The sequence below is a fragment of the Streptomyces sp. NPDC059895 genome (assembly GCF_042731035.1).
Lineage (GTDB): Bacteria > Actinomycetota > Actinomycetes > Streptomycetales > Streptomycetaceae > Streptomyces.
The window spans coordinates 1-21,007 of record NZ_JBHWKO010000039.1; the positions used below are offsets into that span (position 1 = coordinate 1).

The window sequence follows — 21,007 nt, forward strand, 5'->3', positions numbered from 1 at the left end:
ACCGGCACCTGCACCACCTGCCACCGCCCCCTGCCCAGAACCTCCGCCACCAGCCAGAACCCAAGAGCCAGAGCAACCTAACGGAGTCCTACTAGCTCGGTCATCGCCGCCAGCAGGTCCCGTGCGCTGGGCAGCACCCCGCCCGCCCGGTGCTCGCCGAGCGCGGACGCGAGTACCTCCAAGTCTAGAGTGCGCTCCACACGTACCTCCTCACGTCCTTCGCGAAGTCTTCAAGATCCTCGATCGCCACCACTACGCCCTGCAGCGCGCCCGGGTGGGTGTGGGTGGTGAAGTGCTGGTGCGAGCGCTCGAAGGCCGTGTCCGGGATGTATTCGGCGTCGAGAGCGATGCTGACCCCGCCGTTCCCCGACGCCTTCGCGTCCACCCATTGCCGAGCTATTGAGGCAACGAACTCCCGGGTGTCGGGGGCCAGCTCCCGGCCTCCCCACGAGATCTGACCCAGGTACCGCGCCCCCCAAGTGTTCAACTGCTGCCATGCCTTGCGGATCGTGTCGCTCGGCTTCGTCTTTTCCGCGGTGAACTTCTTCATCTCCCACAACCGGAAGACGAACCCCAGCTCGCTGCCGGGCACTCGGTGGATCACCAGCCCGTCCGGCCCGCTGTCCGTCACCGTCGATGAGGGCGGGTCCAGGATCTCCACGCTGCGCCCCGGCTCGGGGGGAAGGTCGCGGGTGGAGAGATACCAGAGCCACTCGCCTACGTAGCCGGTAATGCCGGTGGTGTCGTTGGCCTCGAATACCGGGCCGGCGTAGAGCAGGACGTGGGCGCGATCGGGGCCGGTCAGCGGGGTGCCGGCCAGGGCGCTGTCGCGCCAGAGCCGGTATGCGAGGTCGTCCAGGTCGGTGCGGGCCCGCATGATCTCGTCGGCGATGATCCAGGCTGCCGCGTCAAGGTCCTCGGGCACCGGCCCGATGGTTACCACCAAGTCCCACGGGCACACCTGTCCGATGCCGCGGCTCTCCCGCTGAGTGAAGTCCACAAGGCGGCCTCCGGCGGCCCGGGCGCGCTCCATGGCCTGCAGTGCGGGTATCGACACCCGTCCCCACCCCCGCTCCTGACTCGGTGCCGAGCCCCGCGGCAACACGGATCACCCTACCCAGCAAAATCTGGTCTGTGGGGGCGGATACTGCGTGAGCGTGGCCGCGGCCCTGGGCGCGGCGGCCACCGGCCGTATGGCACAGCGACTGAACGGTCATGATCAGCGATGGCTACCCACCGTCACCACCGAATACGGCCAGACCTACATTTCGAACAGGTGCAGCTGCCCTTCAGTGTCGACGTCGAGTGCCTCCAACTCCAAGTTCGGCACAGGCTGTTCCACCGGCGATGCGTCCTGCGCGTCATCCAAATCGTCTGAAGCGCCGGATTGGACCGCGGCCCCTGTGTCTCCCGTTTCCGCCTCGTCGTCCTTCGGTGTCGGCAGTACGTACTCCTGTGCCAGGCCGGCCAGGTGAAGTGGCAGGGGCAGGGCAAGGGCCTGATCGTAGTCCGGGGGCTGGCGCAGAATATGGGTGAGAAGCGCGAGGGACCTCGGGTCGTCGCCGTCGTCCCGATGGCAACCGACGACGGCGATCTCCAGCAGCCCCGGCATCCAGGCCGCCTGGCCGGTGTCGATGGTGGGTTCACCCTTGCGCTTGCCCTGAGCGATCGCCCGGGGCGAGAGCTTGTCGGCGGTCACCGCCGCGTGCTTGAACTGCACGGGCTTGGCCGTCGTGCTGAAGAACACGCGGGCGTCTTCAGCGGCATCCTCTGGCACCCACAAGCCCTGCTGGATGCCGTTCGCCTTGCCCTCCGGGGCTCTCCCCCACCACTGCGGAGTTTCGTTCCGGGCGCCTGCGCGGACCCGGACCATCCGCAGGTCGGGGTCGAGGCGACGAGCGGGAGCGAGGCCGTCCTGCAGGCGATCCCGTTCGATCCGGCCGTCCTGGAGCCAGGTCCAGTGCGAGCGGGCGTTGTGGGCCTCGGCGAACAGGACGGTTGGTGCGGTGCGTAGGGAGGCACGCAGACCCTGAAGCCACTCGGCGGCCTCACGGCGCTGCCGTTCGCGTTCTTGGTAGCGGTTCGGGCGCCCGGTCCCACTTTCCGTCTGCACCTCCGAGGTGTCGGCCTCGTCGTCCTGTGAGCCGCGCTGGCTGGGCAGAACGGGCTTGACCTCAGCTTTTGTGGTCAGCCTCAGCAGGAGTTCGGGGTAGGGGACCCAGGCGCCTGCGCCGGAGCGTGCCTCGGGGTCCCAGCCTTCGACACGGGCCGCGTCGGTGCCGGCCGGATCGGGGGTGATCATGACGCCGACCGGGAGGTACGCGGCCCAGCGATTCCGGGTCGTACGGTTCTTACGGACCATCCACAGTGCGGCATGCCGCAGTCCGTCGGGCAGTCCGTCGTCCTCGGCGAGCCGGGGAAGGGTGCGCGCGCCGAGCTGCCGCAGGCCGTCGTTCCAGGCACTTAGCGTGCGGTGCCGCAGGCTGGACGCTGTTTCCGCGCCCTTGCCGTTCTCGTCGCCTGCTTCGGGCACTGTGGTGAACTGTGTGACGAAGCCTGCCTTGGCACAGCCGAGTCGCATGGCGAACTTCGGGTCGTGCAGTCTGCTTGGATATGACGCGGCGCGGCCGATCTCTACCAGGGCGAGGGCCGGCGCGTCGGTGGTGCGTTCCGCGGCCAGCCACTGTGCGGCGCTGTCGCGGCGGGCCACTGTCGCGGCGGTCACCTGGACGTCCTTGATATGGGTGCCCGTGGGCAGGTCGAGCGGGGCAAGGAGGCTGTCGGCAGTACGGTCACTGAGCGCGACGAGCGGGCGCATGCAGCGGACCCGCACGGTCAGCTCCGGAGCGGACCACTCGTGCACGACCGGCGCGCCGGCCGTGGCGTCGTCGTACTGCTGTGCGGTGAAGGACCCGCCGTCGCCCTTGAGGCCCAGAAGCTCGCCGAGGGAGGCCAAAGCGGCGTCGCGCAGCCGCGGCGACTGCCACAGCAGCCGTGCCTCAAGCACGGGAGCGCCGCCCTGGCGCGCTACGCCGTCGAGAGCGTCCAGCGCGTAGGCCGTCGCCAGCCGGCGCTGAGCGCACCGTTCCGCTTCGACCGTCTCCTTGTCGCCCTTGGGGGTGTTCGCGGGCGTGCCCCGATCGATCAGCGCGAGGTCCGGGGCGCGGCGCAGTTCGGACGTGAGGGCGCCTTCCGCCCAGGCTGTGAGCTGTGAGAGCTGGTGTGCCATGAAGCCGGGGCCTACGTCGTGCCGCCCCATAGCGGTGCGGTACAGAATGCCGGCTCGGGCATCGTCGCGCAGCCAGGACGCGGGGTCGGTCAGGATCGCGTCGGCGTCCGGGAAGGGCTCGCCCAGGGGCAGTCCGGCGAGCATCGCTGCGGGGCCGCCCGCGCGCCACCGGTCGGCGAAGTCACCCTTCTCACCCATGTCCTTGTCCCAGTAGCGCTCCAGAGCGGCGACGGCGAACCGCTCGCTGCGGGGCGTGCCCGGCAGGAACGGCCTGCGCGGACGCAGCAGGACGGTGGTGCTCGCACCCCACGGGAGGCGCAACCGACCCGTCTTGGCGTTGGTACGAGTGGCCCAGCGGCGAACCGACCAGCGGAGGTTGAAGCGCGGCAGCGGGTCGAACGGCACGGTCTGGAGCGTGATCGACAGCGTCACCGACCACCAGGAGTCCTGCTTCTCGTCCGGCCCGGGGAACCGGATCGGTTCGGAGACGAGTTGGGCACCCTGGTCACGTGGTCCACGTGGCATGGCCCGGAAGATGAGCTGCCCACCGTCGTACGGGTACGGGCCTAGCGCGAGGATCCGCCGGGCCAGCCAGTCGGGGCTGAGGCTGTATTGGTGCGGTGACGGACGTGCGGTGCCGCCATCGGTCGGGACGTCACGCGGCAGGAGTTCATGGTGGATGGTCTCCCAGCGCGGCGGATGGGCGGCCAGTTCTGCGATGGTCTCCTTCAGCAGGCCGCGGTACTCGGGCTCGGGCCGCAAGTCACGCAGCCAGTGCTTGAGCACGGTGTCCAGGACAGGGCCGGGGAGCGGGTCGGGGAGGTCGGCGGGCGCACACAGCCAGTGGGCTGGCGCGCCCGGGTCACGGTCGTAGAAGGGGCGTGGCAGCGCGAGGACGTCGGGTGCGAAAGCCTGCAGGACCTGTTCCAGGCGCCAGGTCGGTGCTGTCTTCCACGGCTCCTTGCCCGCTGCCGCCCGGGGCGCGTTGCACAGAGTCAGGACGGCGTCCCGCCACTGCTCGGGGAAGGGCAGGACGCGGTAGGGCACGGTGTGAGAGGCCAAGGCGTCGGCCGGGCGCCAGGCTGTGGTGCGGGCGGAGCGATAGACGGGTGGCATGGGACGGCTCCTCGCGAGCAGAGTCGGGAAGTCAGCGATGGGTCATTGTGCGGAGGGCGTTGTAGAACGGCTGGTACAGGAGACGGACCAGAGAGCGAGCAGACGGGTCGGGGTGGGGCGGGGTGATGTCGGGTCCGTCCGTCAGGTATGGGTCGAGGATGCCGGCGAGGGCGTGGAGCAGGCCGTCGGTGCCCGGCACATCAGTCCCGGAGGACGGTTGGCCAGTGCTGCCGGGTGCGAGCTGTCTCGCCAGGCGAGGCGAGAAGGCGGCATCGACGAACACCACCCGGGCGGGCACTCCGCCGCGCACCAGACGGCCGATGACCTGCCAGAGCGTGACGAGTTGGTCCCAGGCGAAGGCGCGCTTCTCCCAGGCGGGCAGTGAACTGTAGGCGTACCTGCGGTTGAGCAGCCGACGCCATTCGCGGCGGCCCTGTTGGCGCAGGGCTCCGGCCGCTTCGTCCAGCGATCCCGCTTTCTCCATGAGTTCGGTGAGCGTGTGCGGGCCGTCGAGGGTGTCGCGGCGCGGCTGGTCGCGGAGCATGCCGCTCAGCCAGTCGTTGACCGCGAAGACAGACAGGTCGAGGTCGTCGGGGCGGGGGTGCGGGCGGACCAGGAACAGGGCCGTGCCGAAGGCCGCTTTGCCTTCCTCGTTGAGGATGTTGTGGCCACGCTCGACGGCCAGCAGCGGAGCGACCAGGACTTCTGCGGTGTCATCGTCGGCGAAGCGGGCGACGTCGCCACGCCGTAGTGTCGTCGGAGTCTCGTCCTGCTGCCCGGGGGCGGTGCCGGCTGGTACGCCGCTGCCGCGGGCCTCGTCGTCCGGGATCAGCGCGCTCACCTTGCCGCGCCAGGCGTCGAACCGGTGCAGTGCCTCGGCCACCGCAGCGGCTTCCCGGTAACTGCCCACGAGGATCAGCGCTCTCCGCCGCGTCGTCTCAGGGATACGGCTGATCTCCTGACCCAGCACCGAAGAGCCGCCCGGGCCCGGTTCGCCGAGCCGCCGGGCCATCGCGACCGCCTGGGCGAGCCGGTCGCGCGGCGGTGTGCCGGAGAGGCTCATCGGGCGCTCGTCCCGGTCGTAGAGGAAACGGGTGGCGAACGAGGTTCGGGCCACGGCAGCCAGGGACACGTCGGTGGGCTTGAGGACGAGGCTCACCGGGACGCGGACGTGGGCGCGGCTGGACTCGCCGGCCCAGCTGGTACCGGACATCAACACGACGTGCGGGCCGCCACGACCGGTGGCCGGGTCGGCGCCGAGGCTGTTCAGGTTCAGCAGCAGCTCGCGCCCGACTCCGGCACACCGGAAGAAGCGCAGGGTGCCGCCGCGGCGGCCGGCGTCGTCGCGTTCCTCACCGTCCGGGAGGTACTGGTAGCCGAGGATGTTGCCCATGGGCGCCTCGGGAACCAGCGGGGCGTAGTCCAGCGGGACGCGCCGGGCCAACTCCCTGCCCTGGGAGTCCAGTCGCAGGGCGGCCTCCACGTGCGGCCATAGGAAGGTGAGTCGCTCCAGCCTGTGGTGGAGGGTGCTGAGCAGCAGGAGGAAGGAGAGCCGCAGGCATAGGACGTCCCACCAGTCCTTCGTCGGCTCGGGCGGGGGCGTGGTGAATGCAGGCTGTTCGGCTCGTACTTCCTCCGTCACCCGGTCGACGAGCTGACCGGCCAGCTCACGCACCCGATCCCTCGTGCGGCCTGCTGCCATGTGGTGCAGGAGGGCGTCGGCCGTGTCGGTGAAGACGCCGGTGAGCGGGTCGGCGGCGTCGCCTTCTCCGAACGGATCGTCGCGGAAGGCATCCCAGGCTGCCTCGAGCAGGCGGCGGGCCGGGGAGAGCGCGAGGTGCGGGGAGGGGCCCGGCTCGTGCGCCACGTCGTCATAGCCCTCGTAGAGGTCAGCGCTGTCCTCAGCCATGTCGGCCGCGGCGGACGCCTCCCGTTCCACCTGGTACTGCTCGCCTTCGCGGTGGCGCCGGGTCACATCGCGGAACAGGTCGTCGAGCAGACTCTGCTGGAGGGTCCACGGGCTGAAGTAGGCGGGATCAGCCCACTCCCGGAGGTTCTCGTCCTTGATCAGCAGAGCGCAGAGCGGATCGACGGCAAGGGTGACGGTTCCCAGTGCCCGGTTCCACTGGGCGACCTGGCCGTCGGTCAGCGGCAGGCGGGCGCGCCTGCTCAGCTCCTCGATCTTGTAACGGTTCAGCTGGTCGAGCCAGGAGTCGGTGTCGGGGCGAACCAGCGTGCCGGAGGGGGTGAAGAGGCGGTCCAGTGCCATCTGGACGCTGTCTGCCTCGTCCACGAAAATCAGGTCGCTGCGCAGACACGCCAGTTCCAGCTGGCGCAGCCGCTCGTCGTTGAGTTGCGCGGGCACCTGGCTCTGTACCAGGCTGGCCGGGTTGGCCACCCAGATCAGAGCGTCGACCTGCGCGCGGGCAGCCGCGTGGCGCGGGCATTCGGCCCACAGAGGGCAACCGTGCGGGCGACCGGGCAGGCGGTCAGGGGCGTGGGCCTGGCGGGGTGCGGTGTTCCTCCGGTCGGGAGTCCAATGCTCCAGGACGACCGATTCCGGTTCCGCTGGGCCGCGCTGTGGCTCGGGATGCAGCCGGGTGCATGGTGCGTCGCGGTATTGCAGCGGATCGCCGTCGACGCCGCGCAGACCGCTCACTGCGCAGGCGGTGCTCAGCAGGTCGAAGCCGGGGTCGTCGTGGTCGAGGAGGTTATCGAATCCTCGGGCGGAGAGCCGCCGGTGCAGCCGCTGGACGTGTTGCTCGCGTGTCGTGGTGCCGAGCACCGGCGCGACGGCGATGTCGAGTGCCTCGAAGAGACTGCACAGCCGTAGCTGTTCGGCGACGTCTCCGACGACGAGCGTGGTGCGCAGCGGGATCTCGCGCCGGGCGGCCCACACGGCCACCAGAATCATGAACGTGCTCTTGCCGGCACCGACCATGCCGGCTAGGTGCACCATGCCGGCCAGTTCGACCTCGTCGGCCTCGGTGTAGTCCGTTCCCGCGGCATTCCGGGGCGCGAACCTGACCCCCTCCAGCCGCTGTTCCCAGTGACCGGGATGCGGGACCTCCGCCTCGCGCTCGGCCTCGTCCATCCACCGGGCCGTTGCGCGCAGTTCGGCGCGGCACACGCTGAGGGGCTCGCCGCCCCCGGGCCGTCCTGCGGCAAGGTCGTGGCCGGGTGGGTTGGCGCGGACGAGTTCCTCGGGAATGGTAACCGAGGCGTTGCGGCGGCGTTCCTGGAAGGAACTCGTCCCTGCCGGGGCCGGTTTGAGGGCACGGGTGACCAGGTCCGGCAGCCGGCTGAGGGCCTGGTCGTAGATGTCCATCCGTCGCCCGGCCACCATCGGCACCACGGGTCGGGGACCGCCGGTGGTTCCGACTGGCGGCAGCTCGTAAGCCCGCAGCCTGTTGGCGACCGACCGGTAGGCGTCCAGCGCCTGCCGCCAGGCGCGCCGCCGCAGCGGCCACAGGAGGTGCCGGGCGGCGGCGAGGGCCGTGCGCTGCCACGGATGTTGCGCCAGCCCGGCGTGTTGCGCGAACGGGTAACCGCCGAACAGTGCATAGGCATCCACGGCATCCGCCGTAGGGGCAAGCCGTTCGAGCAGCCGCAGCCCCAGCTCGACGCGGCACAACTCGACGGGGCCAAACCCGTCCGGGGCTCCGGCCTCGGGCCATTCGTCCCGCAACTCCCCCGCTACAGCCCCGCACCAGGCTTTCTCATCACGCATCTGTGCCCTCCTGGCTCTCGGCGCGGGTGCCACGGCGCGACTCGGCCAGCCGCTGCCGGGCAGCCCGGATCAATTCGTCGTCGGTGAGCAGGCGTACGGCAGCAGCCGCTGCGGGCCGAGCTCGCTGAAACGCCTGCTGATAGCCGGGGCGTTCGCGTACCCGGTAGACAGGCACCACCCAGAACGCCTCGTCGTACGGAGGCTCGGGCCGCACGGGGCGGGCGGCTCGGCCGAGGAAGGCCGGGTGCGCCCAGTCTTTGACGTCGACAGCCCAGCGGTGGCCGTCGGGGAAGACCACCAGCAGGTCGTAGGAGTCGAAACCCGGCCACATGGTGACGTCGAGGCCCAGACCGGTGAGCCGGTCCTCCAATTCCACCTCAGCCAGTCCCGGCCCGGTGACGTGTCGGCGCAGCGGGCGCTCCAGCTGGTACAAAGTGCCGGCGTGAGCCGCCTCGATCAGACGGCCGACCGGCGGGTCTCCCTGCCGTCGGCAGCGATCCCGCTCACACCACCACTCTCCGCCCGCAAGCGGCGTCAGCAATGTTCCGCAGCGACCGCACACCGCGTAACAACCGTCCCGGCTCCAGGAAAGAGGGACCTCCGGGTAGATCAGGTCGATGAGCTCCCAGACCGGCTCCAGCGTGAAGTCGCCGTGCAAGGCGAAGAGTTCCTGGGCGGTAAGCACCGGCCGCCGCACCAAAAGGCTACGGAACTCGGTGTATGTGTCCTCCTCTCCGTGGCTACGGCAGCGGTCCAGAGCGGTCCGCATCACCTGCTGATCGCGATGCCGCACAGCCGGGTCGGACGCCGAACGTTCCCATTCGCTCCACTCATGGCACAACTGAGTGGGGCGATGCGAGTACGGGTCGAGCAGAACGTCGTCCGGGCCGACAGCGTCCGACGGCAGCGACAGCGGCCAGTCCTCCAACGGGATGTCGGCACATCGCTGGACGAGTTCGGCAAGTGAGGCGGGTGGCCGGAGTCCGCCGCGCAGCCAGGCGACAACCGCCCGGTCCAGGGCGAGTTGGACGACGGGAGGGTACGGAAGGCAGAAGGCATCCAACCCAGTGGTGTGGTCCAGGACACACAGGGCCCGGGCCACCGTAGCCAGCAGCGGCACACCGTCATGGGCAGCCCAGGCATCGAGCGTTTCGGCGGACGAATCGAAGGTGGCAAGGGGACTCGCAGGCATGGCTTCCACTCCAGGTGGTGCGACGAGCAACATGACGGAGACAACGGGAACTTCCCTCAACCTGCGTCAGCCACGCGCTCTTTACCAGTGGCACACCAGGACAGTGCCTCGCAGCCCGCGCAGTCGTAACCGGGCCGGGGCACCGCGTCGTAGCGGGTCTCGGCGGACCAAGGCACGGTGTACGAGGCAAGGACGGTACGGGCGTGCTCGACCGTGGCCTCACCGCCCGGATCGAACTCCTCAAGGGACACCCCGTCCGGGCGCAGGATCTCCAGTTCCACGCGGGACCGTCGCGAATCGCCGCCGAGCACGCCGGCCGCCAGAAGCAGTACCGAGAGGGCGAGCTGCGGATGCTTCTCCAGCAGGACGGACCGGCCGCCCGGTGGAAATGCGCTGGTCTTGGTCTCGCGAACGACCACGCCGCCGCGTTCCTCGTAGACCAGATCGCACGAGGCGATGACTATGACGTCAGACTGCGGGTCGTGGGCCATCACTCGATACTGCGGGCGGAACCGCGTCGCCGCCGGATTGTCGAGCGGGCACCTGGCCCGGTGGGCCCGGAGCATGCCGAGGGCGGGGGCCAGCTCGTCGACCGTGAGGCCGGGCAGGTGTGCGGGCAGAGGCACCTCGCGGCACGGCGAGGCGTCCGCCGAGGCGTGCCGGGCGTTGAGCCAGCCGTCGACGGCCCGGCCTCTGCGGACGGCCTCGTTTTCCTGAACGGAGGCCGGCAGCTTGAGTACGCGGGTCAGGTGGTAGCGGGCGGGACAGTCGCGGTGTGCTCTCAGGTCGCTCACCGATACCGTGCGCCGCTTGCGAGGCCGCGTGGGAGGTGGGAGCACAAGGAGAGCGGGCGCCCGCGGCACGGTTGAGCACTCGGGTAACACCTTGCAACCCGCGCAGTGGGCACCGGCGACGCGATCGCGGCCATCGAGGACACGGCCGAGCCGGGGCACGACATGCTGCTCGTGCAAGTCCATGATCTCTTCAGCGGTCCAGTCCGCGAAGACGTCAGTCTCCGTTGTGCGCAGAAGACGGACCCGGCCTTCGGTGAGGCCGGCGGAGTAGACCCGGACGCGTTCTGGCCGCGGCGGCGGCGCCGGGTGCCTGAGGGCTGGGGAGTGATGCTCGAAGGAAGGGATGCGGGCCGGAGTCCCGTAATACAGGACTGAGGCGATAGCGGCGAGTTCGGGCAGCGGGAGGCGCTCCTTGGCATCTCCTTTCGCGGGAATCACGAGTTCACGCAGCCTCGCGTCGTCCGAGACATACTGCCTCCCCCAGACAGTGCGCTCGTAGTCGGTGATGCCGCGCTCGTCGGGCTCCTCAAGCGTGCGGAACGCGATCCATGCGTCCGGGGCGCGGAACGTGCGCGGAAGGTCGGCGCCGTCGCGGCTTTCCTGGTCCCTGCGGCGGGCGTCGAGGTAACGCTCCGCGGCCGCCGCCGACCAGGTCACGTGCTGCGGCAGGCACCGGGAGCGCGTCCGGTGACACCGCTCCATGGCCTCTTCGATGCTCTGCGCCGCGCCGGACTCCAGTTGATCTAGCAGTTCCTGCACGAGCGCGAACGGGAAATCCTCGCGTGGAGTCTTGGACGAAACCCGTTCCGCAGCGAACACGTCGCGGCGGACACTGAGAGCACGGTTCATCGGACAACCGGGCTCCTCGTCGCGCAGATGACGGACCGGGATGCGGGCCAGGCGCCCGACGCCGACCGTACCGGGAGGGTTGTCCCAGGGCTGCACGGTGCCGACTCCTTGCAGTCTCGACGGTGAGGGCATCACCGTGACAGAGCTCTGTGAACAAAGTCAAGGCACACAAGAATCTCCTGTAGCTTGCTGCCTGACGGTTCGCCAGAAGAGGCAGGGAGTGTGTGTGGTGGAGCCATGGCCGGCGGGGAAGAAGCTCGCGGGCAGATTCAGCCGCGCCGGCGAAGGCGCATGGGGTGGCATGGGGGTCGTCTATCGGGCGACCGACGACAGGCATGCCGAGCGGGCGGTCGCGGTGAAGTTCCTGTGGCCTCGAGATCAGGAGGCCACCCTGCGCGGGTACCGGACTCCCACCCCACAAGAGCTACGGCGTTTCGACCGCGAGTGCGAAATGCACCAACGCTTCGGTGGCCGGGGCGTGCCAGCCTTCGTCCACGCCGATCTCTCCCCGCCGCGCCCGTACCTCGTCACAGAGTACGTCGACGGCGATGACCTGCATGCTTTTCTCACCCGGAACCGACCCACCCTGTCGGCTGCGGCGTGTGTGATCGTCCCGCTGCTGGAAGTGCTCGGTCGGGTGCACGGCGCGGGCGTGGTACACCGGGACGTCAAGCCAGCCAACATCCTGCTGGCCCGACGCGACGGCGTCGTATACCTCACCGACTTCGGCATCGCCCTGCCGAAAGATCCGGCGGCCACCCGGTACACCAACGGACGGACGCCCGGCACGATCGGCTACATGGCCCCGGAGATCCACCGCGGCGAACGGAACCCGGGCCCGGAGGCCGACCTCTACAGTGTCGCCTGCATCGCGTTCCAGATGGTAACTGGACGGCTGGTCTTCGAGGCCGGCCACTCCGACTACGACTTGGCCCGCCTGCACTGCGAGGAGCGGCCGCCGCTGCTCAGCGACGACGTCCCCGGCCTGCCGTCCGAGATCGTGGACATCACGGACCGTATGCTCGCCAAGTCGCCCGCCGATCGGCCGCCTCTGGAACTGGCACTTGAGATCTGGCGGCCCCTGCTGCCCTCGCCGGGCGACTCCTCTCCACGCCCCGCCCTCGACCCAGACCCGACCCTGCCCCATCGCACCCCGGGGACCGCTGCGGCCCCGCTCTCGGAAGCAGCGCCGACGGGTCCGCGTCGCCCTCGGGTGCATCGCCGACCCGTCGGCGGTCCCACCCGGTCCGCGCTCCGAAATCTGTGCGCCGAGGCCGAGATCGAAATCGAACGCGGCGAACCGGGCAAGGCAGTCGACGAGTTGACCGCCATGCTGCTGCGCGCCGAGCAGTGCCTCCCTGGGGCGGTCCGCGAAGTGCAATGCGCGCGCCTCGTAGTGGCCCGTGCTCAGATGCTGCGCGGAGAGACTGCCTCCGCGGGCCGCATCTGCCGGGATGTCGCCAGGCGGCTCGCGGACGCATCGGCCGGCACGGATACCGGTGAACTGCGAGCACGGGCACGGCTCGTCGCGGTCCAGGTGATGACCGCGGAAAGGAGCCCGGTCCAGGCGGTGGCCGACACTTGGCTGGAGCTGGCCGAGGAACTCGCGTCCTGGCCCGGGCCAGGACCATCCCGCCAGACCGTGGAATTCTGCCGAGAAGTAGGACTCGAAGTGAAGGAACTTGTTCTGGACGCGAGGCAAGGTGAAGTGTCCCCGGCGCTGCCCGAGGCAATCCGCAAGCTGCTGGATCGCCTGCCAGCGCCAGCTTGAGGAACTCCGCGGAAACCGGGGCCCTCTGCCTGGGCCCGGCCCCTCACTCCTCCGTCAGCCTGCCCTGGGCCAGCAGCCCCGACAACATGGCTGAGAGCGCATCACCGTGCCTGCCCAGGTCGGCCGCCGCCTCCCGGAACCGGACGAGTCGGCGGTGGACCTCCCCGATCCGCCGCTGCTGCGTCGCCGGCGCGCGCAGGACGCGGAGTCGGCGCACGTCGACGCGAGAGGAAGAGGAGGCACGCGTCCCTGCCCGCTGATCGTTGCCTGGCGCGCTCAGACACGCGGCGAGGAAGAACGGGTCGAGCAGCGCAGGGTCGGTCCGCAGCCGGACGGTGTGGGCACCGAGCAGTCGCGGTCCGGCCGTCTCGACCCAGACGTCGAATCCGCCGGCCGCGGTCACGACCACGACATCACCGAAGGACGTCAGAACCCCCTGTCCCTCAGCCTCCAACTCGGCGGCCTGCGCCGCGGCAACCCATGGCTCCTCACCCCGTACGGCCCATGGGGTGACGACGGGCAGAGCATCCTCGGCATGCGCTCCCTGCTGGATCAGATCGTCAGCGAGAACCTTGCCGGGCATCACGTCCAGAGCACCGGAACGCTCCAGATCACCCACGAAGATGTAGCCGAAGTCGTCCGGCGCTGCGGCACTCGCTTCGTGTTCGCGAACTGCCTTGGCCGCATCGTCCAGGTCCATCAGCGCCCTGTCCCAGCCGGTCCAGGCGCGGCGCAGCTCCACCGGCCCCACGGACCGCTCGGTCACGGTACGGCGAGAGGGCGTCAGGTCGGTCCCGTCACTGAGCAGTTCCGCGGTCGGCACCCGCATGACGCCAGGTAGGTCATTGCCACGCAGGGCCGCCACGGTGCGCTCACGCAGACCGTCCCAGTCAACGGCCATGCCGCGACCAGTGAGCGCGGTCGTCCGGCAGTCCGCAGCGTCGACGAAGGTCACCTCGTCGGCGGAGTGTTCACGGGGCGTCGCCAGCAGCCACAGATGCAATCCCACCCCATGCGGCGGTGCGCTCCCGGGCGGCAGCGCGACTACGGCTCGCACGGCTCCAGTGCGCACCAACCCCGCCCGAATTCGCCGTCCGGCCCGGCGCGAAGCGACACCCGGTGGTAGGACCAGCACTGCTACTCCCCCAGGTTCCAGCACAGACAGACAGTGCTGCACCCACGCCAGCTCAGGCTCGGTCCGTGGTGGCGTGCCATACGTCCAGCGAGGATCGGTCGCCAGTTCGTCGTGCCCCCAGGCACGCTCGTTGGACGGTGGATAGCTCAGAACCACGTCTGCGCGGGAGGCGTGCCGCAGGGGCGCATCAAGCAGTGTGTCCCCAGACTGCACGTGTCGCTCGCAGCCCGGGAACTCCAGAGCCAGTCCGGCTCGGGTCAGGCGAGCCACAGCAGCATCGTTGTCGACACCTGCCAGCGCAGGCGGAGGTACCTGGCCCGACCATCGCCGACCGGACGCAGCCAGGAGCGAACCCATTCCGCACGCAGGGTCCAGCACCCGACGCACCGGCGCACTGTCGTCACGGAGTTCGGCCGCCAGAGCCACCATGGTGTCGGCCAGTTGGCGGGGAGTGGCAATCAACTGACGTACGTGGACAGCGTGCCAACGATCCAGCAGCACGGCGAAGGCTTCCTTCGACGACTGACGAAGGGCCAGCCGCACGACCTCGTCCGTTAGCTTCCGGTCGGCAGCGCTGGGTTCCGGGGCTCCGCACGGCGGGTTCATCGCCGGGATCGCCAGGCGCTCCCCCGCCGAGGCCAGTAGATGAGCCATCCCGTCTCGGTCACCGAGGTCCTCGATCCGCGGCCATAGACGGTCCCAGCCACTGGAGGACTCGTCGATCTTGCCGTGTCGTAGAAGCCAAGATTCCGCATCCGCCAGGGAGAACATGGGGCTAGCGTCAGTGCCGCCGACCGGCTTGGGGAAGTCGCTGTGCCGCCGCCTCCAGTTACTCACGGCGGCACGACCGACTCCGGCAAGCCGCGCGATCCCTGCAAGGCTGAGCGTGACCGGTTCATCGTGCTGCTCCATGGTCTCTCGTTTCAGGGATGGTCTAGCTGGATATGGCAGGCAACGAGGCACCCGAGGCATGGCGCAGCCGGCGACCGAAGCCTACGCGTTGACTCTGTCAATGTACTCAGGCTTAGGGTGCACGAGAGCCGTGCCCAGCAGCGAGCCGCACGCACCGCTGTCATTCCCGACGCCATGCCCGCTCCGAAGCATCTGCCACAGCGGAACGGCAGATGTCTGGATTCGGTGGACTTTCCGCCTGGACAGCTCGGAGCAGGCGCTGCTCTCCACTGAATTCGCATGCTTGCACCCCCATCGGCCCCAAGGGACCAGAAGGTCTTTCCCGAGGTGACCGACACGACGGTGGAGGAGTGGCGGCCGGCCCATGCCGACCTGACGTGGGCGAACGTGACCGGCCCGGCGTTCTACAGGATCGACTGGGAGGACCGGGGCATAGTGCCACGAGGGCTGGACGCGGCAACGCTACGGGGCCATTCCCTCGCCGTCCCGGCCATTGTGGAACGTGTGTGAAGCGAGCGACGGCCGGACTTGGAGAGCAGGCCCGGACGGCGGATGGCGCTGTTCTTGTGCGCGAAGGTCACCGGGCCACACGCGCACCCCGAGGATCCGCGGCTCGAGCCGGCAGGAAGGAAGACCCTGCACTGCGAGGTGTTCATGGAACTCGGCGGCAACGTGGACCGAGGCGGGCATGCCTGTATGGAGCGAGCCACCTCCGTCGTCCCACGGCCAGCCGGGCGCGAATTTGTTGATTCAGCCAAGGTTGAATCGGAGCCTCAACTGGGTGCTGACCAGTTCGTAACCAGCGAGGTCGGGGGCGCCGAATGGGTTGGGCAGGACGGTGATGTCGCGGCGGTCGCGATCGAGGACGTGAGAGACGTACACGATGAAGTACGTCTCGTCCGGCTCAGGCGAGAAGCGCGTCGAACCTCGGACTCGCCAAGGATGAACTCGCCACTGTCGCCGGTGGATGCCTTGACCTCGTAGAGGTAGGTCGCGTCGCCGTCGTGGATGAGGAAGTCATAGCCGAGCCGGTCGTCCCCCGGCTGCGCGCCGGCGAGCCCGTGGACTCGCAGGCCGGACTTCCAAGAGTCCTGTGGTTCGATCCCGAACTGCTCTTGCAGCCACGCGGCCACCGCCGCCTCCCCCGCAAGGCCCACGGCCAATGTCCGGTCCTGGTCGCTCGCGGGGACCTGGTACGAACCGCTGTGCGACCTTGCACCGGACGACGAGGAGGTGCGTGGCTGCGGAATGCGGGGCGCAAGCGCCGTGGCGGACGTGGCCGAGGTGGCCCGCTGCTCAGGCGTAAGGTCTGCGGCCACCTCGCGGGCGAGCGCCGCCAGGTCGTCGGACCGGGCCGACACGGGCCTGCCGTTCAGCATTACATGGGGGCCGGGTGCGGACCCTCCGGATCGGCCTCCGCCCGTGGCTCCGCCGGCGCTCCCAGCGGGCTCCAGGGGACGTGTCGCGGCCAGTCCGAGGTCCGCGCGCCGGTCCGACGGAGGCATGTCTTGGGGCCAGTGGCCGCGGGCCCTAAGCCAGGCGATCAATGCCTTCACGGACAAGGCTTCGAAGTCCAGCAGGCCGTCGTCGTCCAGTTCCCGCAGGACGTCCTGGGAGGGGGGCGGCACCGTGGGGCGACTTGCGGGATGGAGGCGCTCCCATTCCTCGATTAGTTGCCGCAGCCGTGGTACCTGCTTGTGCACCGCTGTGCTGGATGCCTCGCGTACCTCGACCAGCGGCCTCAGCGGGCGTGACGTCGACGCGGGTGCGGGAAGCTGTTTCATCAGCCAGGCGTCCGCGTGGGCTTGGAGGAGTTCGTCGGAGAGATGCCACAGCGTCGTGTGCCAGGCCGGGTCCGGCGCCAGTAGGGAGAGGTCGCGCAGCTTCACGTACCCGGCCAGGGACCGTCCGGACCGGTGGACGTCCCTATAGGCGTCCCTGATCCGCTCGGCGAGCGCCGGACGGTTCCGCTGAAGCCATGCCGCGAAATGCCGTTCATGCCGGTCCCTGTTGTCGATCTCCGGGAGGCCCAGAGCGCGCCATGCGCGGTTGGCGTCGGCAAGAGGCACGGATATGGCGCTCAGTTGCCGTTCCCGGTCGTCGTCCTCCAGCAACCGCATGAGCTGTTCCGCGTTCGGTGCGCCGATCCGGTCGGTGAGCCAGGTGAGGAGGGCGACGCGGTCGGAGAAGTCGTCGGCATGTTGCCGCAGTTGCTCCGCGAGGTCGAGATCGAGGCAGGCGAGCAGGGGGACAAGCCGCGCGCTGCCGGAACGCTGTGACGCCCGCTCGGCGAGGACGGCGTGCAGTTGGTGCGGCCGCAGGTCCAGGACGTCCGTGAGATCCTCCTCCGGGACGTGGTCGGTCTTCAGGCCGCGTTCCTCCAGTTTGGTTAGCGCCTTCCACAGCGGGTCTGCGAGGTAGGGTGCGCCGATGAGGGCAGCCACGGCGGGGGCAGCGGTGCGGAGCACTCGCCAGCCGGTACGCGGCTCGCCGTGCACGACGACCACACGGGGCCGGTATGGGTGCGGGTGCAGCAGAGCTCGGTCCGCTCCGTGCTCGGTGAGGCGGTGGCCGGCGATCCAGAGGACGGCCTCGCCGGCCACGGTCACGTCGCAGCGATGCAGTAGGCCGGCCACGTCGGCCGCGGCCACGGGCTCCGGACGGGACGCTCGTTCCTCGTCGAACTCCACCAGGGCCGCGACCAGGGTGAGCAGCCAGGATCCCGCGTACTCCGTCAACGGCACGTGCGGTGCGTCACGGAGGGGCAATCCGTCGGCCTGGATGTCGTGCGCGGCCTCGCCGCACCGCTGGACGTCGAACGTAGTCCTCCGTTGGAGGAAGGCGTGGACCCGGCCGCCCAGTGCCCTGTCCCGTACCGGGATCACGGGCACGGGGACCCGGCCCAGAAGGGCTCGGTTCTGGATCCCGTCAGGATCCGGGACGAAGACCGTCTCGTCCGTCTCCGCCGGGTCCAGCGAGGCGAGGGCACCAGCGCGGGTCACCAGCAGCCGGCGCGGCGTCGCGGGCTGCCCGCCGTCAGCGGTGCGCGTCCCGCCCTCCGCCGGCAGCAGCTGCGCCCACGCCTTCTCGTACTCCCGTCCGATCTCGTGCGCGAGTCTTCCTTCCCTGAGGTGGGCATTGGCCTGCACCAGGTCCGGCAGGTGGCGGAGCCGGTCGAGCGCGGTGCCGGGATCGTCCCAGGAGCGGATGCCGAGCAGGCCGAGCCGTGCCACGAGCTTGGCGGACCGCCTGCTGCGCGAGGAAGCCGGCACCACGCCGAGGAACTGGGGCGGGGACTGCGTGCCGTGCCACCACCAGGCCGTGCCGGCGGTGGCGAACACGGTCCCCTCCGAGGTGGCGCTCGGGGCGGCCGTCTGCGGGATCCACGGTGCGTGGGTGAGGAAGGCGGACAGCGGAGTGGGCCAGGGCGTCCCGCCGGGATCGCTGTGGCGTACGAACTGCATCTCCAGTGCGGAGTCGGCCCAGGCGAAGGCAAGGCCGTGCACGATGAGCTCCGCGTAGAGTCTGCGGTCCTCTTCGCAGAAGGCGGCGTAGTCGTCCTGACCGGGCAGCATGGCCGCGGCACCGGAGCGTGAGTGGTACTCCACGCTGATGTAGCCGACCCTACGCCGGTTCCGCCAGCGCTCGGCGCTCGTCCGCCACTGCGGCAGCAGATCCGGCCGGTCCGGGGCCCAGAAACGGGAGGGCCGGTTGAGGGCGTCTCCCCTGACACTGGTGCGGAAGGTCTCGTACCGGGGACGGAGGCCATGAGCGACGTGGTGCCGTTCGAGGAAGCGCCGCATGGCCTCCACGGGGATCGCGTCACCGCACAGCTCGTCGGGGCGGACGAGGAGCCGTCCTTCCGTCTGGGTGAGCACGGGAGACAGTTCCCGGACGCGCTCCAGGAATCGGGTCAGGGTGTCGTCGACGGAGGAGTGCTCGGCGGGCCATCCCGGCCCGAACATGGCGCGGCTCGCGTCGATCCAGCCGGCCCGGGTCAGTACCTGAAGATTTCCCAGGACGGGAGCCCTGCGGCCCTCCGTCTCCAGAGCGTGGGAGACCGCGCAGGCGTAGCGCAGGCAGGCCAGGCGTACGCCGTTGTCCTCGCTGTCCGCGCTCAGTGCGGCTGCGACGACCGCGAGCACCCGGTCGGCGCCGTAGTCATGGACGAGGTTCGCGGTCCTGAGCCACTTGCGGCCCTGGGCTCTGCGCTTGCGGCCCTTGCCGGACCAGGCGATGCCCTCGTGCACGAAGTGCAGGCGGTCGGACAGGCCGTCGGGCAGGGTGGGCAGGGAGCCGCCCTGCGGAGTGTCGCGGTCGAAGAAGACGCCATCCGCGCCGGCCGGTGCCGTCGCCGACAGGGAAGTAATGACGATCCGCTTGCCGGTCAGGGCCGAGCCGTCGGGAAACGCCTGGGAGAGGTCGTAGTAGAAGTCCGCCCACCATCCGGGATCAAAGATGTCACGTACGGCGGCCCCGGCGAGCCCTTCCGCCCACGACGCGAGGCGCTCTGTGGGGGGTTCGAGGCGCGTGCCCGCGCTCCTGGCCAGGGACGCCAGCCGCCGCAACCGGATGGGGTGCAGATGCGGATCGAGGAGATCCATGACCCCCGTGGCGGCGACCGCGTGCGGGGTGAACACCGTGGAGCCGCCCTTCCCTTCCCACAGAAGGGCACGGTGCAGGGAGGTGCGAGCCCCGGGCGTCGTTCCGATCACCGGGATGAACGGCACGTGGGCGATGCCATGGTCCAGCCGTTGGAAGGCAGACGTCAGCCGCGCCAGTGCCTTGGGCTGCCAGCACATCAGGTCGACGAGCGCGCCAGGCGGAACCGATGCCCGCCCATCCGCCGCGGCGAGCACCGCGCGGGCGCACACCTCAGCCACGGTGTCGAGCAGCAGGCCATTCCACGGCACCGCCTCGTTGAACGAACGACGGTTCATCTCCGCGAAGAACGGTGCGTGGACATAGCCGCGGACGGGTGCCGAGATCTGCTCGCCCATCGGCAAGAAGGCGTAGAGCCGCCCGTCCCGCAAGGGATCGCCAACCGGTACGGCGACCCGTACCTCGGCCTTCTTCTCCCAGGCCATCCAGTCGCGTCGCATCCCGCTCTTCTCGATCGACGCGGCGAGCGCCTCCCGTGCGCGGTCCGGGTCGGCCTTCCCACAGACGACGATCAGACGCATCCGCCGACGCAAGGTGATCTGCTGCACCTTCAGGCCACGGGCGTGGTGCAGCACCTCCACCTGACGGTCATACGTCCTGCGCCGGGTCTCCCCCGCGGCCCGCCACTCCAGCCGGACACGTTCCAGCCGGTCGAGGAACAGCTCGAACGGGGCGTTGTCGTCCATGAGTTCCCGCACCTGCGCCCCGGCGGCCGAGCGCGCGTCGGCCGACTTCAGCGGCAGACGGATGACGGTGACAAAGCCCCGGCGCGCGAAGCCTTGGACGGTCTTCGGTGGCTCCTCCAGGAAAACCGGCACCTTCAGCGTGAGCAGGTTCTCCTTCAAGTAGTCGGCGAAACCATCGCGTTCGGGCGCCACCTCCCGGGCGAGCGCGTCGTAGTCGTCGAGCCGGGCGAACCGGAAGGTGAACCCGTCGAGGAGCCGGGACCCCTCCCTGGCCACGCTGTAGACCTCAGGCGCGTCGCACAGATGCAGCACGCTCTTGAAACCGACGCCCTTATGGCCGATCCCGGCATCGGCACGCTTGCTGGACAGGGCGATGCTGCACAGGTCCTTGAAGTTCTTGCCGCCGAACGGCTTGCCGCAATTGGCCACATAGAGGGTGCCGTGCTCACCCTCGTCCTCGTCCAGCCGGATCTCGATGCGTCCGTCGGTGGCTCTGGCCGGGTGCGCGTCGTGCGCGTTCTGCAACAACTCGATGAGCACCCGGCCCTCGTACTCGGGCGCGATGATCGTCTCGGCCACGGCCTTGGCCTCGCGGGCCGCGTCACGGCCGTCGTCCCAGTCCCGCAGACAGCCGCGCACCTCGACCAGCGCCTTCTCGTGCACGCGCCTGCGCACGACGGCCCACCGGCGCTGCCGCACACGCTCCGCCGACGGTCGCCGGCCCCCCGCTGCCATACCGCTGCTCCCCACCCCGTGCGCCTCCCACCCCACTCTGCCGGTGATGCTACTGAGCGGGAAGGAACCCTGAAGGGCGTTTGACACCGGCGGCCCTGTAGCTCCGTAGCGTGCCCGTTTGATCAAAGCGCTCGTACGCTGCAGGCCGGGTAGCGGGCAAGCGGATCCCGACGCGGGCCCATTGGGTAGGGCCCCG

Annotated in this window: 9 protein-coding genes and 1 pseudogene; 2 read left to right on the plus strand and 8 right to left on the minus strand. The window is 69.8% G+C overall.

The window, feature by feature from the left end:
- Window positions 1-77: 77 nt before the first annotated feature.
- From ACFV9M_RS32080 to ACFV9M_RS32105, 6 genes are all read right to left on the minus strand, one after another.
- Entirely contained in the window at window positions 78-200 is a 123-nt protein-coding gene (locus ACFV9M_RS32080) for a hypothetical protein (RefSeq protein WP_385077259.1), read from the minus strand.
- Window positions 185-1,057: a hypothetical protein gene (locus tag ACFV9M_RS32085; RefSeq protein ID WP_385077261.1), complete on the minus strand. Its 873-nt coding sequence runs from the start codon at window positions 1,055-1,057 to the stop codon at window positions 185-187. The genes ACFV9M_RS32080 and ACFV9M_RS32085 overlap by 16 nt, the downstream gene beginning before the upstream one ends.
- Window positions 1,058-1,261: 204 nt before the next feature.
- Window positions 1,262-4,345, minus strand: a complete 3,084-nt coding sequence (locus ACFV9M_RS32090) for a pPIWI_RE module domain-containing protein (protein ID WP_385077263.1) — start codon at window positions 4,343-4,345, stop codon at window positions 1,262-1,264.
- Window positions 4,346-4,376: 31 nt separating this feature from the next.
- Entirely contained in the window at window positions 4,377-8,075 is a 3,699-nt protein-coding gene (locus tag ACFV9M_RS32095) for a hypothetical protein (protein ID WP_385077265.1), read from the minus strand.
- Window positions 8,068-9,300, minus strand: coding sequence for a hypothetical protein (locus tag ACFV9M_RS32100; protein ID WP_385077268.1), 1,233 nt, complete (start codon window positions 9,298-9,300; stop codon window positions 8,068-8,070). Before ACFV9M_RS32100 ends, ACFV9M_RS32095 begins: the two co-directional genes overlap by 8 nt.
- A 23-nt stretch (window positions 9,301-9,323) precedes the next feature.
- Entirely contained in the window at window positions 9,324-11,006 is a 1,683-nt protein-coding gene (locus ACFV9M_RS32105) for a PD-(D/E)XK nuclease family protein (protein ID WP_385077271.1), read from the minus strand.
- Window positions 11,007-11,211: 205 nt separating this feature from the next.
- On the opposite strand from ACFV9M_RS32105, the gene ACFV9M_RS32110 reads away from it, so the two are divergent.
- The gene (locus ACFV9M_RS32110) at window positions 11,212-12,681 is read left to right on the plus strand and encodes a serine/threonine-protein kinase (RefSeq protein ID WP_385077274.1); all 1,470 of its coding nucleotides are present in this window, start codon (window positions 11,212-11,214) and stop codon (window positions 12,679-12,681) included.
- 43 nt (window positions 12,682-12,724) lie between these two features.
- On the opposite strand, the gene ACFV9M_RS32115 is transcribed toward ACFV9M_RS32110, so the two are convergent.
- On the minus strand, window positions 12,725-14,728 hold the full coding sequence (locus ACFV9M_RS32115; RefSeq protein WP_385077277.1) for an N-6 DNA methylase: 2,004 nt from the start codon (window positions 14,726-14,728) through the stop codon (window positions 12,725-12,727).
- Window positions 14,729-15,046: 318 nt separating this feature from the next.
- Between ACFV9M_RS32115 and ACFV9M_RS32120 the strand changes: the two are divergent.
- A pseudogene (locus ACFV9M_RS32120) lies at window positions 15,047-15,358 on the plus strand (hypothetical protein); the annotation flags it as partial.
- Window positions 15,359-15,501: 143 nt separating this feature from the next.
- Here the strand turns inward: ACFV9M_RS32120 and ACFV9M_RS32125 are convergent.
- Window positions 15,502-20,811, minus strand: a complete 5,310-nt coding sequence (locus tag ACFV9M_RS32125; protein ID WP_385077278.1) for a sacsin N-terminal ATP-binding-like domain-containing protein — start codon at window positions 20,809-20,811, stop codon at window positions 15,502-15,504.
- Window positions 20,812-21,007 lie beyond the last annotated feature (196 nt).